Annotated in this window: 12 protein-coding genes; 4 read left to right on the forward strand and 8 right to left on the reverse strand. The window is 69.0% G+C overall.

Annotated elements, in window-relative coordinates:
• Window positions 1–63 precede the first annotated feature (63 nt).
• Entirely contained in the window at window positions 64–672 is a 609-nt protein-coding gene (locus OG300_RS39485; protein ID WP_405490105.1) for a TetR/AcrR family transcriptional regulator, read from the forward strand.
• Between the two features lie 6 nt (window positions 673–678).
• On the opposite strand, the gene OG300_RS39490 is transcribed toward OG300_RS39485, so the two are convergent.
• The 6 genes from OG300_RS39490 to OG300_RS39515 all read right to left on the reverse strand — a co-directional run bounded on the left by OG300_RS39490 (window position 679) and on the right by OG300_RS39515 (window position 10750).
• Window positions 679–1251 carry a dihydrofolate reductase family protein gene (locus OG300_RS39490; protein ID WP_405490107.1) on the reverse strand — a complete coding sequence of 191 codons (573 nt, stop codon included), beginning with the start codon at window positions 1249–1251 and terminating at the stop codon, window positions 679–681.
• A 47-nt stretch (window positions 1252–1298) separates the two neighbouring features.
• Window positions 1299–1466 carry a hypothetical protein gene (locus tag OG300_RS39495; RefSeq protein WP_405490109.1) on the reverse strand — a complete coding sequence of 56 codons (168 nt, stop codon included), beginning with the start codon at window positions 1464–1466 and terminating at the stop codon, window positions 1299–1301.
• 60 nt (window positions 1467–1526) lie between these two features.
• On the reverse strand, window positions 1527–2165 hold the full coding sequence (locus tag OG300_RS39500) for an ArsR/SmtB family transcription factor (protein WP_405490113.1): 639 nt from the start codon (window positions 2163–2165) through the stop codon (window positions 1527–1529).
• Between the two features lie 133 nt (window positions 2166–2298).
• The gene (locus OG300_RS39505) at window positions 2299–3678 is read right to left on the reverse strand and encodes an aminotransferase class I/II-fold pyridoxal phosphate-dependent enzyme (RefSeq protein ID WP_405490115.1); all 1380 of its coding nucleotides are present in this window, start codon (window positions 3676–3678) and stop codon (window positions 2299–2301) included.
• Window positions 3675–10010 (reverse strand): beta-ketoacyl synthase N-terminal-like domain-containing protein, encoded by a 6336-nt coding sequence (locus OG300_RS39510; protein WP_405490117.1) that lies wholly within the window; start codon window positions 10008–10010, stop codon window positions 3675–3677. The genes OG300_RS39505 and OG300_RS39510 overlap by 4 nt, the downstream gene beginning before the upstream one ends.
• 107 nt (window positions 10011–10117) lie before the next feature.
• Window positions 10118–10750, reverse strand: a complete 633-nt coding sequence (locus tag OG300_RS39515; RefSeq protein WP_405490119.1) for a GNAT family N-acetyltransferase — start codon at window positions 10748–10750, stop codon at window positions 10118–10120.
• A 218-nt stretch (window positions 10751–10968) separates the two neighbouring features.
• Here OG300_RS39515 and OG300_RS39520 point away from each other — a divergent pair, with 218 nt between their 5' ends.
• Window positions 10969–12063, forward strand: a complete 1095-nt coding sequence (locus tag OG300_RS39520) for a TerD family protein (protein WP_405490121.1) — start codon at window positions 10969–10971, stop codon at window positions 12061–12063.
• A 40-nt stretch (window positions 12064–12103) separates the two neighbouring features.
• Here OG300_RS39520 and OG300_RS39525 read toward each other — a convergent pair whose 3' ends face one another.
• Both OG300_RS39525 and OG300_RS39530 read right to left on the reverse strand, forming a co-directional pair.
• On the reverse strand, window positions 12104–13408 hold the full coding sequence (locus tag OG300_RS39525; RefSeq protein WP_405490123.1) for a TerD family protein: 1305 nt from the start codon (window positions 13406–13408) through the stop codon (window positions 12104–12106).
• Window positions 13409–13461: 53 nt separating this feature from the next.
• Complete coding sequence (locus OG300_RS39530; RefSeq protein WP_405490125.1) at window positions 13462–14172, reverse strand: haloacid dehalogenase type II; 711 nt, start codon at window positions 14170–14172, stop codon at window positions 13462–13464.
• Window positions 14173–14219: 47 nt separating this feature from the next.
• On the opposite strand from OG300_RS39530, the gene OG300_RS39535 reads away from it, so the two are divergent.
• Window positions 14220–15086, forward strand: coding sequence for a class I SAM-dependent methyltransferase (locus tag OG300_RS39535; RefSeq protein WP_405490127.1), 867 nt, complete (start codon window positions 14220–14222; stop codon window positions 15084–15086).
• A 98-nt stretch (window positions 15087–15184) separates the two neighbouring features.
• Window positions 15185–16489, forward strand: a complete 1305-nt coding sequence (locus OG300_RS39540; protein ID WP_405490129.1) for a DUF1800 family protein — start codon at window positions 15185–15187, stop codon at window positions 16487–16489.
• The last annotated feature ends 6 nt before the right edge of the window (window positions 16490–16495 follow it).

Genomic DNA, 16495 nt, shown 5'->3' on the forward strand with positions numbered 1-16495 from the left:
CGGATCCACGAAGTGACCCTGTGGTCACATCGATGGAAGTGACCGTAAGGTAAGTTCGAATCCATGTCAACGGCCGCAGGTCTGGGAACCAAGGGAATGCCCTCCGACGATCGCCGCCACGAACTGCTCACGGTGGCCCTGCGCGCCTTCGCCGACCGTGGCTTCGATGCGGTCTCCATGGCGTCGGTGGCCACCACCGCCGGTGTCTCGAAAGCCCTTGTCTACCAGCACTTCACCTCGAAGGACCGGCTTTACGGCGAGTGCCTTGCCGCCGTCGGCGAACCCTTGCTCGAGCGCCTGGACCGGGAGATGGCCGATGACGCCCGGCCGTTCGCCGTCCCCGCCAACGCACTGCGCGGCATCTTCGAAACCCTGGGCCCGGACCGCACCGCGTGGCGCATCATCCACGACCCGACCGCGCCCGAGACGCCGCTGTCCCGCGAGTACCGCACGCGCATCGCCGATCACGCCCTCGCCGGTGTCCGCCTGTTCCTCGGGGCCCTCGGGGACACCGACGAGCAGGACATCGACGCCCTGGCCAAGATCTGGACCGCAACCACCGACGCCATCATGGCCTGGGCCCGGGCGCATCCCGAGGAATCGCCCGAGGCCCTCACGGTCCGCTTCAGCCGCCTGATCGACACGGTGTTCTCGACCGGCGTCCCCAGATAGGACCCGTCAGCGCACGACGTCGAAGATGTTCTTCTGAATCCCGTTGGAGTACACCTCGGATTCGACCAGCCGCAGCTGCTGCGCGTCCTTGTCGGTACCGCTGAACAGGCGCTTGCCCGCGCCCAGCAGCAGCGGGAACACCAGCAGGTGGTAGCGGTCGACGAGGCCCGCGTCGGACAGGTCGCGGTTCAGCGACGCGCTGCCGTGGATGATGATCGGCCCGCCCTCGGTCTCCTTGAGCGCGGCCACATCCTCGACCGAGCGCAGGATGGTCGTCTCGCCCCAGTTGCCCACCAGGTCCGCGTCGGTGAGGGTGGTGGAGACGACGTACTTGGGCATGAGCTTGTAGTCGGCGAAGTCCTCCATGTCCGGCCAGACCGGGCTGAACGCCTGGTAGCTGACGCGGCCCAGCAGCATGGCGGAGGCTTCCTTCTGCTCCTGGCCCTTGAGTGCGTAAGCGTCCGGGACGAATTCGATGTCCTTGAAGGTCCAGCCGGAGTTGCGGTAGCCGGGCTCGCCGCCGGGACCTTCCACGACGCCGTCGGCCGAGATGAAGGCGGAGGTGATCAGAGTGCGCATGGGAATCTCCTTTTGGTGTGATTCGGTCTGTGGAATGGAATCGTCGGTCAGCCGAGCAGCGTGGAAAGCCACTGCTGCCAAGCGGTTTCGGCCCCGTCGGTATTCGAGGCGAAGAGGTGGTGGAACATCAGGGCCAGGCCGGTGGGGGTGTGGTGGAAGGCGTACAGGCCGTCGGAGGCGCGCAGCGCGAACCGCTCATCGTCGGCCCAGACCACCTCGCCGGAAACTCCCTGTGGCCGGGAGGGTGGTCTCCAACTCGATCTCGAACGGGTGGCTCATGCTCGATTCTCCTGTGCGGCATCGGATTCGGTGTCGGTGTCTGGTGCGGTGGTGAGCGTGGTGGGTATCTGGTGCAGGCCCACCACGACGCGGTGCGTGCGTCCCCCGGCGGCGGATTCGTCGTGGTATCGCCCGACCAGTGTGGCCACGGCCTGCGAGAGTTCCTCGGCGAAGGCGGCTCGATCTCCCGCGGAGGCGAACCGCACCTCGGCGTCGATTCCGAAGGTGGCGACCCGCTGCTTGGCACGCTGCGCGCCGGTGAGCAGTGCGCCCACCTCCTGCACGAGCCGAGCGCCGAGGGCCAGCAGCCAGCGCGCCGAGAGTTGGTCGGGGGAGCGTGCGGGGTCGGGGCTGACGGCGGACAGGGCGCTGGGGGAGATCACGTAGGACGCGGCGGTGGCGCGATAGACCCGCTCGGTCAGATTGCCCTTGCGTCGCTCTTCCTCGAGCTCGACCAGGCCGTGCCGCTCGAGCTCCTTGAGGTGGTAGTTGATCTTCTGCCGCGGTAGACCCAGCCGTCCCGCCAGCATGGCGGCCGAGCCGGGTTCGGCCAGCGCGGCGAGGATGCGGGACCGGATGGGGTCCAGCGACGCCTCCGCGGCGGCGGCTTCTTCGATCACTGCGACTTCGAGCACGGCATCAGCCTGCCTCGGACAAAAAATTTGTCAAGGGCTGAGCTGCGACGCGGTGAGTCGTGGGGGCACATGCGAACGGGCGGCGCACGAAGGTCGTGCGCCGCCCGTCACGGCTGTGGAAGGAATTCGACCGTCAGATGGCGGCGAGCTCCAGGGGGATCTGCTCGGCGGCGGTGATGGCGTCGGCGAGCAGATCGGCGGTCGAGAGCAGTTGCTGTTCGGTGTGCTCGGAGGTGATGAAGAAGCGCAGGCGCTCCTTGCCCGCGGGAACCGCGGGGGCGGAGATGGATCCGGCGTAGACGCCCTGCTGTAGCAGCGTGGCGGAGACGAAGCCGGAACGCATTTCGCCGGGGACGATGACCGGAACGATGGGGGTGTTCTGGGAATCGCCGACGTTCAACTCACGCTCGCGCAGCGCGGTGTTGAACAGTTTCGTGTTGTGCCACAGGCGGTCCACCCGCTCCGGCTCGGCCTCGAGGATGTCGAGTCCGGCCAGGGCGGCGGCGATGGTGGAGGGGGCGGGGCCACCGGTGAGCATGGCCACGCCCGGCGCGGCCGATTTCATCGCGGCGATCAGGTCCGCGTCGGCGGCGATGAAACCGCCGCAGCTGCCCAGCGCCTTGGACAGGGTGCCCATCCAGATGTCGACATCGGATCCGGCCATGTCGTAGTGCTCGCGGATGCCGTGCCCCCGCGCGCCGAAGACGCCCAGCGAGTGCGCCTCGTCGACCATCACCGCACAGTCGTATTCCCTTGCGATGGCCGCCAATTCGTCGACGCGCCCGACAGTGCCGTCCATGCTGTAGTGCGCCTCCAGCACCACCAGCGCGCGATCGAATCCCGACCGCGACATCTTCAGCACCGACCGCAACGAGTCCGGATCGTTGTGCCGGAAGTTGATCCGGCGGCAGCCCGCCCACTGCGTGCCGGACACGACGCTGCCGTGAATCAGGCTGTCGCAGACGGCCACATCGCCTTCGCGCAGCAGGAACCCGATGACCCCGGCATTGGTGAGGTAGCCACTGGTGGTGACCAGGGCGTCGCCGACGTCGTAGAGCCCGGCGAGCCGCTGTTCCAGCTCGCCGTAGAGCGGAATCTCACCGGCCACGATCCGGCTGGCCGACGCCGAAGCGCCGTACTGATCCAGCGCGTCCTTGGCCGCCCGCACCACCTGCGGATGACTCGACAGACCCAGGTAGTTGTAGGCGCTGAAGTTCACCAGCTCGGTGCCCATCGCACGGATCACCGTGTCGTTGGGGCTGTTTCGCGGCAGGAACAGCGGGTTCGGCATGCCGGAGTGCGCACTGATGGCCGCGATGGCCGCCCGCTTGGCCACCGCCGCCGCCACCTCGGGATGGTCGGTGAACTGGCGGCCCGGACCGCGCGCCGGACGGGTCGGCCGCCGCACGGGGGCGGCGCTGATCGCGTTGCCGGTCGCGGGCCGGGCCTCGGTCTCCTTGATCCCGTTGCCCGCCAGTAGTTTCCGTGCGAGGTCGCGTGCGGAGTCGCTCACAGCTGCTCTCCCGTCACGACCTCGGCGGCACCGCCGACGAGGTGTTCCGCGGCCCGGGCCCCGGCCTGTTGCAGCGTGAAGGTGCGTCCCACCTTCAGCGACATCATGTCGACGCCGAGCGATTTGCTCACCAGCGCACCGAATTCCACCGCCATCAGCGAGTCGAGCCCGAGTTCCGGCACCGGCACCGTCAGGTCGATGGAGTCCGGGTCGACACCCATGACCACCGCCAGCTGCTCGGCCAGCATGTGCGCCACCACGTCGGCGCGCTTCTGCTCGTCGAGTTCCCGCAGCGCCGCCACCAATTGTGAAGCGGCGGAGTTGTCTTCGACGGCCGCGGCCACCAGTTCGGAGGTGCGTCCGGTCAGCGCGTACCAGGACACCGCCGAGGCCACCCGCGCCCAGTCGATCGGAATGATCGAGGCGTGGTGGTGGACGCCGAGACCCAGTGCCTGCCCCAGGAATTCGGTGCCCTCGTCCATGCCGATGGCGTCGAATCCGGCGGTGCGCAGGTAGCGGGAGACGTATTCGTCGTCGGCCATGCCGCCGCCGGACATGTGCCCCCAGCCGACCGCCAGCGCCCGGCCGCCCTCGCGGACCACCAGATCGGCGGTGGCGTCGAGCGCGAGATTGGCCGCGGTGTAGGCGTACTGGCCGATGCTGCCGAAGATCGCACTGCCCGAGGAGAACAGCACGAACATATCCAATTCGACTCCGGCGGAGGCGATTCCGTGACGCAACGCCCGCACGCCGACCGCCTTGGGCCGGTACACCCGCTCCAGGCTTTCGCGATCCATCGCCGGAACCCGCTTGTCGTCGAGGGTGCCCGCGGTGTGGAAGACGCCGCGCAGTGGATGCTCCGCCGAATCGGCGCGTGCGATCACGGCCGCGATGGCGTCGGTGTCGGTGACGTCCACCAATTCCGAGACCACCTCGATGCCCTGCTCCTGCCAGGCCGCCAACTGCGCCCGGCTGGCATCGGTGCTCGCGCCGCCGCGCCCGAGCAGCGTCAGCCGCCGCGCGCCCAACCCGATCAGCCACCGGCCCACGGCCAACCCGAACGCGCCGAAGCCGCCGGTGATCAGATACCGCGCCGCCGGGTCGACGATGACCGTCGAAATCAGCGGACGCACCTGCGGCGCTTCGGATTCCAGGCTGATCGCGACCCGCCCGAAGTGGGTGGAACGCGCCACGTCTTCGAAGGCCCTTGCCACGTCGGCGGTGTCGTACAGCTCGTACGGCAGATAGCGGTACTCGCCCGCCGCCAGCCGACGATGCACGCCCCGCACCAGGTCGGCGGTCTCGCGCCGCCGCAGCGCCAGCATGCGGTCCAGATCGAAGGAGTGGTAGGAGAGGTTCTTGTCGAAGTACCCGAGATCGAGCACGCCGCCGCCGTAGATATCGGCCTTGCCGATCTCCACGATCCGCCCGAACTCGGCCACCGCCTTGAAGTTCCGGCGCAGGATCTCCCCTGGCGCGGTGCTGATGATGACGTCCGCGCCGCGTCCGCCGGTCAGTCCGAGCACGTCGTCGGCGAAGTTGAGCGACCGCGAATCCAGCGCGTGGTCCGCGCCCTGCGCGAGCACGTAGGCGCGCCGCTCGTCGGTGCCCGCGGTGCCGATCACGGTGGCCCCGTGCAGTTTCGCGATCTGCACGGCGGCCGAGCCGACACCGCCCGCCGCACCGTGCACCAGCACCACGTCCCCGGCGCGCAGCCGAGCCAGCTCCAGCAGCGAGTGCTCGGCGGTGGCGAAGGCGACGGTGCTGGTGCACTGGCCGGGTTCGGTGCTGTCGGCGACCCGGGTGACCAGGGTGGCCTCGGTGGTGTGGAAGCGGGAGATCATGGCCTTGGAGGTCAGGAAGACCCGGTCGCCGACCGCGAGGTCGTCCACCTCCGTCCCGACGCGCACGATCACCGCGTCGGCCTCCATGCCGGGCTCGGTGCCGTAGAAGGTGCCGGTCATCTCGCGCTCACCGAGCACGCCGATCACCTTGAGCGGGTCCTTGTAGTTGAGGCCGACCGCGAGGATCCGCACCTCGACCTCGTCGGGTCCGGGCTCGCGGCGTCCGCAGCGCCGCCAGGCCAGCCGCGACATGATCCGCGACTTCGGTAGCTCCAGTGCGAAATTGGCGTCCGGATCGGTGAGCGCCTCGGTCGCGTCCCGGGCCTCCAGCCGGTCGGGCAGCGTGGCCGCGACCACCGTCGCCCAGCGTAATCCGTTGCGCAGCACCACTTCATCGGCGCGGTCATAGCTGAACGCGCCCGCGATGGCGAGTTCCGCGGCCAGGTCGGCGTCGGCCACCTCGGGATCGACGTCGACGAGCCGCCAGCGCAGCCGGGACTGTTCGTTGAGCAGCACCCGCCGGGCGCCGGCCAGCGCGGCGTGCACCGGATTCGGGACGGCGTCCTCGTCCGGATGCGCGAAGGCGCGCTCGGTGACCAGGGTGACGTGCAGGGAACCGTCACCGGTCATGGGGATTTCGGCCGCACGCTCGTGCAGCCAGTGCTCGAGGTAGCCCTCGATGGTGACGGCCAGCCGTCGCAGCGTCCACAGTCCGTCCAGGTCGTCGTACTCCTGGCCCGCGACCAGCACCACGTGCACCCGGTCGATACCGTCGATGGCGGTGATCTGCTGAATCCGTTCCCGCACTACGGCTTCGAGATCCTCGCGGTTCGGATCGCCGACCGCCAGGCTCTCCCCGTGCGCGGTGGTTCCGGCGATGAACGCGGTCCGCGCCCCGACCTGCGTCCCCAACTCGATGGCCAGGGTGTAGGCGGTCCCGGGTGCGGGCAGCGCGGCGCGGTCCACCGGATCCCGCATATCCCAGCGGTCTTCGTAGAAATAGTCGGTGAGTCGTTGCAGCACCCCGCGATCCGGGTTGATGGCCCCCAGTCGCAGTCCGATGATCTGCATGACCACGTTGTGCTCGGCGTCGAGCAGGTCGTAGTCGGCGGTGAGGTCGGCCCCGTCGTGCAGCCGGGTCACCACGGTGACCTGATCCGGGATCGGGGCGAAGGACCGCACCGAGTCCACCGCGACCGGAACCAGCGCGCCCCGTTCGGCATTCGAGGATCCGGCGAGCACCGCCGCGAAGGTCTGGATCGCCGCGTCCACCACGCCGGGGTGCGCGAGGTGCCCGCTGTCGCGGGCGACGGTGCCGTCCACGGTGGCGAGCACGGCGTTGCCGCTCACCCGCAGTTCGGTGATGCGCCGGAACACCGGCCCGTAATCCAGTCCGCGCGTGGCGAATCCGGTGTAGAAGTCCGCGGCCGGGATGGACAGCATCTCGGTGGCGTCGGGCAGTTCGGGTTTGGTCGCCTCGTAGACGCCCTCGACCAGCCGGCCGGTGGCGTTCACCGTCCAGCTGTCGCCATTGGCGTCCCGCGAGCGGATGCGGAAGCGCCGCGTCGATTCCTCCACGTGCAGTTCGACGATCGGGGCCATGCCCTCGTCCACCACCAGCGGCGAGAGGAACCGCACGTCTTCCACTGCCACCCGTGCGGATTCGGTGCGCACCGCCGCCGCGCTCAGCGCCGCGTCCAGGTAGGCCGCACCCGCCAGGATGCGGGAGCCGCCGACCACGTGATCGGCCAGCCACGGCAGATTGCCGACGCTGAGCTGGATGCGCCAGGACGCCGTCGGGTCGTCGAGCACCGGGTCGCCCAGCATCCGATACAGGCCCGGGGTGCCATATTTGAGCTGCTGCATGCCCGCCAGCTCGATGCGCAGGCGGGTGCGCTGCCACGGGTAGCGCGGCAGGTCCACGTGCCGGGTGACGAGATCGCCGAAGAGCGCGTCGAGATCGAGCACCCCGGCGGTGTAGAGCCCGGCGACCGTCTGGCGCAGACTCTCCCCGTCGGTCTGCTTGCGGTTGAGGGTGGCGACGGTGGTGCCGGTCTCGCCCGCGTTGATGAGGATCTCGCGAATATTGGCCCCCAGCACCGGATGCGGGCCGATCTCCAGGAACACCCGGTGCCCCGTGCTCACCAGTTCGGTGACGGCGTCGGCGAAGCGCACCGGCTGCCGCACGTTGGCGCACCAGTATTCGGCGTTCCAGTCGGCGGCGGTGACCTTGGTGCCGGTGACGGTCGACCACAGTGGCACGGTCGGTTCGCGCAGCGTCAGATCGGCCAGGACCGTGCGCAGTTCGTCGAGGATCGGGTCCATGAGATAGCTGTGGTACGGCACCTCGACCTGGAGCCGACGCGCGAAAACGCCGTCCTCGGTGAGGGATTCGGCGATCTCGTCGAGCCGCTGCTCGTCACCGGCGAGGGTGACCGCGCTGGGACTGTTCACCGCGGCGATGCTCACCAGCTCGTCGCCCTCGATCAGCTCGAGTGCGGCGGCCTGCGGCAGACCGATGGCCAGCATGCCACCCGAACCGGCGGTGGTGGCCTGCAAGCGTGCCCGGTGGTAGCCGACCAGCAGTGCGTCGTGCAACGACAGCATGCCGGTGACGTAGGCCGCGGACACCTCGCCGACGCTGTGCCCGACCACGGTGGCCGGGTGCACGCCGAGCTCGGCCAGCTGGGCGACCAGCGCCACCTGGATCAGGAAGTTGGCGGGCTGCGCGACGGCGGTGCTGGTGACCTTGGATTCCGCCTCGGGCCGCAGCAGTTCCTCGATGATCGACCAGCCGGAGATCCCCCGGAACACCTCGTCGATCCGCGCGGCCTCGGCGGCGAAAACGCCGCCCGCGCCGAGCAGTTCGCGACCCATGGCCCACCACTGCGGGCCCATGCCGGTGAACACGAACACCGGCTCGGGCACCTTGCGCGCGATGACCTTGGCGGTGCGGCCCTCGCCGCCCGCGAAGGCGATCAGGGCCCGCACCAGTTCGGTGTCGTCACCGAAGGGCAGCCCGGTCCGCACGGGGTGATGCTGGCGACGTGTCCACGCGGCCTCGGCCAGCTCGCCCGGATCCGCGCCCTCGGCGATCAGCTCGGCGAATCCGCGCGCCAGGGTGCGCGCGGCGGAGTCGTTGCGTGCCGAGAGCGGCAGCACCCCGAAATGCCTGGGCGCGTGCGCGGATTCGGCGACCGGCGAGTACTCCTGAAGAATCACATGGGCATTGGTGCCGCCGTAGCCGAAACCGTTGACCGCAATGGTCATCCGGGTGTCCGCCGCGACCGGCTCCGCCTCCAGCTGGAGCGCCAGGCCCAGCTCCTCGAACGGGATGTCCGGGTTCGGCTCGTTGAGCCAGCCCTGCGGCGCGATCGTCCGATGAGTCAGCGCCAGTGTGGATTTGATGATGCTGGCGATACCGGAGGCCGCCTCGGTGTGCCCGAGCTGTCCCTTCACCGAACCCACGCCCAGCGGTGCGGTGCGGCCCTCGGCCTGCCCGTAGGCGCGCCCGATGGCCCGCAGTTCGAGGGGATCGCCGACGGGTGTCCCGGTGCCGTGCGCCTCGACGTAGGTGATCTCGTGCGCGGCGATGCCCGCCCGCTCGGTGACCGTCCTGGCAAGCGCCTCTTGCAGATCCGCGTTCGGCACCGTGATGGCGGTGGTGCGCCCGTCCTGATTGGAGCCGGTGGCCTTGACCACCGCGTAGATCCGGTCGCCGTCGCGTTCGGCGTCGGCGAGCTTCTTGAGCACCACCATGCCGGAGCCCTCGCCGCGGCCGTAGCCGTCGGCGGCGGCGTCGAACGGCTTGCTGCGGCCGTCGGCGGCCAGGAAGCCGCCCTTGCACATGGAGACGAAGACCTCCGGCTGCATCAGCATGGTGACGCCGCCCGCCAGCGCGACCGTGCAGTCGCCGTTCTCCAGCGCCTGACAGGCCAGGTGGAAGGCCACCAGCGACGACGAGCACGCGGTGTCCACCGTCAGCGCGGGGCCGACCATGTTGAGCGCGTAGGCGATTCGGTTGGAGATCATGGTGTAGGACGCGCTGACCGCGGTGTGCATATCCGTGAACGGCAGTGCCGCATCGGTATTCGATACGGCCATCTGGTCGAGGGTGAACGCCCCGACGTACACGCCCACCGGCGCGCCGTTGATCCGACCGGCGATGCCCGCGTCGTCCAGGGCCTCCCAGGTGACCTCCAGGATCAGCCGCTGCTGCGGGTCCATGGCGGCGGCCTCGCGCGGGGAGATGCCGAAGAAGTCGGGATCGAATTCCCAGGGGTCGCCGGTCATGAAGGCGGCCCGTTTGGTGTACATGCGGCCCGGCGTGCGCCGGTCCGGGTCGTAGTACCGGCGATGGTCCCAGCGGGCGGGCGGGATCTCCACGACCCCGTCGCCCTTGTCGATAATGAAGTCCCAGAACGATTCCGGTGAATCGATACCACCGGCGTAGCGGCACCCGATTCCGACAATGGCAATGTCAGACACTACGTCTCCTCGGCAAGCGAAAGCGAACTTTTGCGTACCCCCCCGGTGAAAAACGCGCGCGAAGTCGTCCTCGCCCTGCCCGGCGAGGAGCTACTTCACGACTCGCGTCAGTCCGCGGTGGCCCGCACGGCGGGCCGCAGCAGAAAATTGAGCTCGGGACCCTTGCTCCCGATGCGGGTCCGATGGACCAGCCCGAAGTCGAACTGCGCGTAGTACGCCACGTTCTCGTCCTTGCAGATCCCGCACACGGCCCGGCCGTGCGCCTCGCTCTCGGCGATCAGCCACGCGTTCAACGCGCGACCCACCCCGGCCCGCTGCACCTGCGGGTCCGCGCCCAGGTAAACCATGAAATTGTGCGGCTCGGCGGGCGCGCTGCGCGCGATGGCCGAGTCCACCTCTATACCCCTGACCGTGGCCGTGGGCCCCATTGCCCACAGCAGCAGCGGACCCGAAATCGCTTCCCGCCATACCGGATTGCGGTACCGGTCGGGAATCCACAACAGTGCGCCGACCACCTTCCCGTCGAGCTCGGCCACGATGGCCGCGTTCGCGGGCAGATAACGGTGTTTGAAGAGCAGGCGAATCATCGCGGGCGTGCGCCGCCGGCGTACCTCCGGATCCGGGAAGACGTAGTCCTCGATCGGATCGTCGGATTCGAAGGCCAGGGTGATCACCCTGACGACATCGTCGGCGTCGGCTTCGGTGGCGCGGCGAATGACCAGTGCACCCGACTGAACCAAAACTGTCCCTTACATTTTCGTGCCCGACGCGTAGCCACAATGGCTACCGCCCAGTAGGTTACCCCGGGCCTACTGATCATGCGACCGATTGGTGTTGTGGCATACAAAGATTCGCTGAAGTATGGCCACCGACTGTGACATGTCCTAGGGTGCGCGCACGCGAAAGCGATATGGGTTTGTTTCGTCCAGGTGACCTGACCTTCCCATAGAGTGGGAGCGTGGCCGCACTCTTGACCCAAGGGCAAACCGGGGAACTGGGCGTCGCCGATATCACCGTGACGGTGCACTACAGCACGCGGATCGATCTCGCCGCGCTGCTGCTCACCGACCGGGGCACGGTGCGCACGGACAATGACCTGATCTTCTACAACCAGCCGAACGGACCCGGGATTCACCTGGTGCCGGGGCAGAATTCGCTCGCGGTGAGCCTGCGCGCGATCCCGCAGGGCATCGCGCACATCCGCATCGCGGTGGCGCTCGAGGACCGCGCCGGGCGCCTCGGCGACCATCCCGCACCGCATATCGGCATCGCGGACGACCAGGGAAACCCGCTCTACGAGTACGTGATCGACGGACTCGGCAACGAATCCGCCGTCGCCGCCGTGGATCTGGATCGCGGCGACCGCGGCTGGTTCGCCCGCGCCGTCGGATTCGGACACCTCGGTGGCCTGGCCGGGCTGCTGGCCGAACACGGGATCACCGTCACCACCGGACCGCAACCGGTGCGCGCGTCCGCGCCCATCATCGCGCCGGTGCTCAAGCCCGGCGAGGTGGTCGCGCTGCGCAGGCAGGGCACCGACCTCACCTTCGTGAAGATGGGTCTGGGGTGGGATCCGGTCAATATTCAGCACAAGTGGGGTTCACGCCCGGCCGAGATCGACCTGGACGCCTCCGCGCTGATGTACGCCGGGCAGAGCCTCGTCGACGTGGCCTACTACGGGCAGCTGGTGACCAAGGACGGCGCGATCCGGCACTCCGGCGACAACCTCACCGGCGAGGGCAAGGGCGACGACGAGGTCATCACCGTCGACCTGACCCGGGTCGGCTCGCACATCACGTCCATCGTCTTCGTGATCACCTCCTACGCCGGGCACACCTTCGAGCGGGTTCGCAACGCCTTCTGGCGGCTCATCGACGGCACCACCAGCACCGAGCTCACCCGCTCCAATCTCAGTGCGGGCGGGCCGCATACGGGCATGGTGGTGGCCAAGGTGCACATCGAGGACGGCGTGTGGAAGGTGCAGGCGCTCGGGCACCCGATCCAGGCCGGACACCCGGTGGAGGCGGCCTCACAGGTCACCAAGTACCTGTGAGCCCGTTCAGCCCACGGTGATGCTCACTCCACAGTGATGCTCAGTCCACCGTAATGAACCGGCCCAGCTGCGGCACGGCCTCGCCGGGATGTTTGGCCTGGAAGCCCTCGCCGATGGCCTGCAGCTTCCACTCGCCGTCCGGACCGCGGAACACCTTGGCCATGGCTATGGCGGTGAACGGCATGCCGCCCGCCAGCGCGTAGCGGGCCAGTTCGGCCTGCGTGGTGTCGTCGACAAGTCGGCAGTAGGCATTGCTGACCTGCTCGAAAGTCTGGCCCTGATACGAGGTCACGATGAACAGCAGCGTGTTCACCTGCCGCGGCACCCGACCCAGGTCGACCATGATCACCTCGTCGTCACCCTCGCCCTCACCGGTGAGGTTGTCGCCGGAGTGGCGGATGGACCCGTCCTTGGATGTCAGCTGTCCGTAGTAGGCGACGTCGCGCAGATGGCGGTCGGCGAACATGGCAACCCAGGCGTCGAGGTCGATATTGACCGCGCGACGGCCGAACAGTCCGCCCTGCTTGGCCGGATCCCAGCCCAGCCCCATGCGGATTCGGGTGAGCGCGACCCCGCCGTCCTTGCGGAGGGTGACGCGCTGCCCCTTGGCCAGGGTGACCGGGCGACCCTTCTGCAAGGTCACCTCACCGGGCGGGCGCTGGTAGGCGGCGGTGGGCTGAGAGGTCTGCGGCGGCGGCGCGAGATTCGGGGCCGGGTACTGCGAATGCGGCGGTGGCGCAACGGGATACGGCGAACTGGGCGTCGGCTCCGGCCGGGGCGGCGGATACGCGGTGGCCGGCGGCGGTGGCGGGGCCTGTTCCTGCGGCGCCGGGCGCGGTGCGTCCTCGACCGATACGCCGTGGTCGGTGACCAGTGCGGCGAACCCGCCCGCATAGCCCTGCCCGACCGCGCGCACCTTCCAGGCTCCGAAACGCCGGTACAGCTCGACCGCGATCACGATGGATTCGTCGTGCAGATCATCGATTCGATACTCGTACAACGGATTACCGCTCGCATCGGACACGGTCGCGACCGGGGCGGCGATCCGGCCGAAGGTGCCCTTCGCGTCGTCGAGGGTGATCACCGCGCGGATCTGCGCGATATCGGCGGGCACCTGCCCCAGCGACACCGCCAACGCCGCGGGCTGCCCCGCGACCCCGTTGCGCAGCCGCACCCCGGGCCCGCTGGGCTGGTTGTAGAACACGAAATCCGAGTCCGAGCGCACCTTGCCCTGCTCGGTGACCAGCAGTGCCGACAATTCGGCAGCCGCGCCCACCCGCACGGACACCACCACTTCGGCGGCGGTCAGCGACCCGTTCTGACCCTTCACAAGCGTTGTGGGCAAGGCCGGTCCTCCCCGTATCGAAACGTCCCTGCTGCCACTGTAGTCCGGTCCGCTCAGCAGCCGAGTCGCTCCGCGAGATCGAGGAAATCGGCCGCCTCGACCTCGAATTCACCGGTGAATTCCGCGTCGCCGAGCGTCGGGTCGCCGTACTCCAGCGGGCGGGCGATGAACGCGGTCCGGAAACCGAGCTCGGCCGCGGCGCGCAGGTCGTAGCGGTGGCTCGCGACCATCATGATCTCGCCCGGCGCGAATCCGAGATATCCGGCGGCCAGCCGGTAGATGCGCGGATCGGGTTTGAACACGCCCGCCATCTCGGCGGCGAACACCGCGTGCCAGGGCAGGTCGCCGTGCCGCGAAATCTCCACCACCGTACTGACATCCGCGTTGGACAGCGTCGCCAGCGTGCAGCTCGCCCGCAGGCGGCGCAGCCCCGGCACGGTATCGGGCCAGGGCTCCAGTCGCGCCCAGGCTCGCGCGAGTTCATCGCGTTCAGCGATATCGAGGTCGAGGCCCCGCGCGTCCAGCAGCGGATCCAGAGTGACGCGGTAGATCGAGGCGACGCTCACCCAGCCGCTGTCGGTGGGCGGCTGTGAGGTTTCCTCGAAATACGCTGCTCGCCAGTCGTTCACGAGGGCGGACCAGTCCTGGTCCGGGTGACGGTCCCCGGCGATGCGGGCGGCCGCGGCGCGGATGGTCGAGTGGAAATCGGTGGCGGTGCCCTGCACGTCGAACAGCAGTGCGTGCGGTCGTGTGGTGATGCTCATGCTGGTCCTCCTCTTTCCGATGATCGAAAAAACGATAGCGTCAACCCATGAAAACGGGTCGTCCCAGCCGCACCGCCTTGGCCACCGCGCACGCTCGCGCCTTCCACCAGATCTCGGGTGAGCCACGCGTTTTCACCGACCCGCTCGCGCTGCGGATCCTGAGCATGAAGCCCGAGGATTCGCTCGACCTCGACACCGCGACCCTGGATCGCCCGGGTGGGGACGAACCCCGGCAGCGTGAACGCCGCTACCTGCTGGCGGCCCGGTCGCGCTTCGCCGAGGACACGGTCGCGGCCGCCGCGGCGGCGGGCACCCGTCAGGTGGTGATCCTGGGTGCGGGCCTGGACACCTTCGCCTACCGCAATCCGTTCCCGGAACTGCGGGTCTTCGAGGTCGACCACCCCGACACCCAGGACTGGAAGCGGGAACTGCTCGAACAGTCCGGGATCGCGGTTCCGGACACCCTGACCTTCGTGCCCGTCGACTTCGAAACCAGCACCCTGGCAGCGGGTTTGGCGGCTGCCGGGTTCGTGCGCGACGAACCGGCCGTCTTCGTCTGGCTCGGCGTGGTGATGTACCTGAGCCGGGAATCCATTGTCGAGACCCTGCGCTACGCCGCCGGTCAGACCCCGCCCGTGCAGGTGGTCGCCGACTACCTGCGTCCCGGCGCGACCGAGGCGGAGCGCGTCGCCATGGCCGAGCGGGCCGCCCGCATCGCGGCCATCGGCGAACCCATTCTGAGCCTGCTCGAACCGGGCGAAATGGTGGAGCTGCTGCACTCGCTCGGCTTCGACCAGGTCGAGGAGAAGTCCGGCGGCGAGCTCATCGACGACTATCTCGATACTCCGATGCCGGAGCTGACCCTCACCGTCCGGTCCTCCCGAGTCTTGCGGGCCACCCGCAGCGCCGACTGAAACCCGGCAGGGCCGCTGAAGATCGGCCGCTGAAGATTGACTGAAACCTGGCCGCCGAAGCAGAGGAGTCGCCACCCGGGGCCCCGATACTCGACGGCATGGGCAATTCGCCGGAATGGGCGCACACCGCTCGGGTGCTGCGCCGCTGCGGGTTCGGAGCCACCGGGCCCGAGATAGACGCCGTGCCCGACACCGCGGCCTACCTGCGCGCGGCGCTGGCCGCGGCACCCGAGTCCGATCCGGGCGTGCTCGCCACCCCGATGCCGCACTTCGACGCACTCACCGCGCCGGGTAGGGGCGCGACGGCGGCGGTGCGCAAACAGCATCAGGCGCAGGTGGTCGCGCAGCTGGACACGCTCACCGCCTGGTGGCTGCGGCGCATGGCAGCCGTGCGAAACCCGGTGCGGGAGAAGCTGACCCTGGTCTGGCACAACCATTTCTCGACCTCGGCCACCAAGGTGCGCGACGCGACCGAGATGGCCGTGCAGAACCAGACGCTGCGCACCCACGGCACCGGCGATTTCACCACCCTGTCCTACGCGTTGCTCACCGACCCCGCCATGCTGCGCTGGCTCGACGGGGCCGCCAGCACCGCGAAAGCGCCCAACGAGAACCTGTCGCGAGAATTCATGGAGCTGTTCGCGCTCGGCCACGGCAACGGGTACACCGAAACCGATGTGCGCGAAGGGGCCCGGGCACTGACGGGTTGGACCATCGCTGGCGGGGCCGCGACCTTCGAGCCGAAACGTCATGACGCCGGGACGAAAACCCTACTGGGAGTGACCGGTCCGCTGGACGCGACCGGCTTCCGTGACGCCGTCCTCGCACGACCCGAATCGGCGCGGTTCGTGGCCACCAGCCTCTGGCAGCTGCTGGCCTCCGATGATCCGCCATCGGCCGCCGCCGTGGACCGGCTCACCGCCGCCTACGGTCCCGGCCGCGACCTGTCGGCGATGGTGCTGGCGATCTTCACCGACCCCGAGTTCGCCACCGCCCGTGACACTGTCGTGCACGGACCGGTGGAATGGCTGGTCGCGGCGGTGCGCGCGCTGCGGGTGCCGCTCACCGACGACACCGAGGTCCACGCGCTCACCGCGCTCCTGCGCAAACTCGGACAGCTGCCCTTCTACCCGCCGAGCGTCGGTGGCTGGCCGCGCGGTCAGGGCTGGATGTCCAGCGCCGCGGCCCAGATCCGGCTCACGGCCGCAACGGATCTGGTGCGCAAGGCCGACCTGTCACCGATCAGCGCGGCCGCGCGTACCGAGCGCCTCGACGCCGCCGCGCACCTGCTGGGCATCGCCACCTGGTCGGATCGCAGTGCCCGGGTGCTGTCCACGGTCCTCGATCAGCCCGATCGGCTGGCCGCGCTCGCCATCAACACGCCCGAATACCTCACCAGCTGAAAGCCT

It is taken from the genome of Nocardia sp. NBC_00511, assembly GCF_045161165.1.
Lineage (GTDB): Bacteria > Actinomycetota > Actinomycetes > Mycobacteriales > Mycobacteriaceae > Nocardia.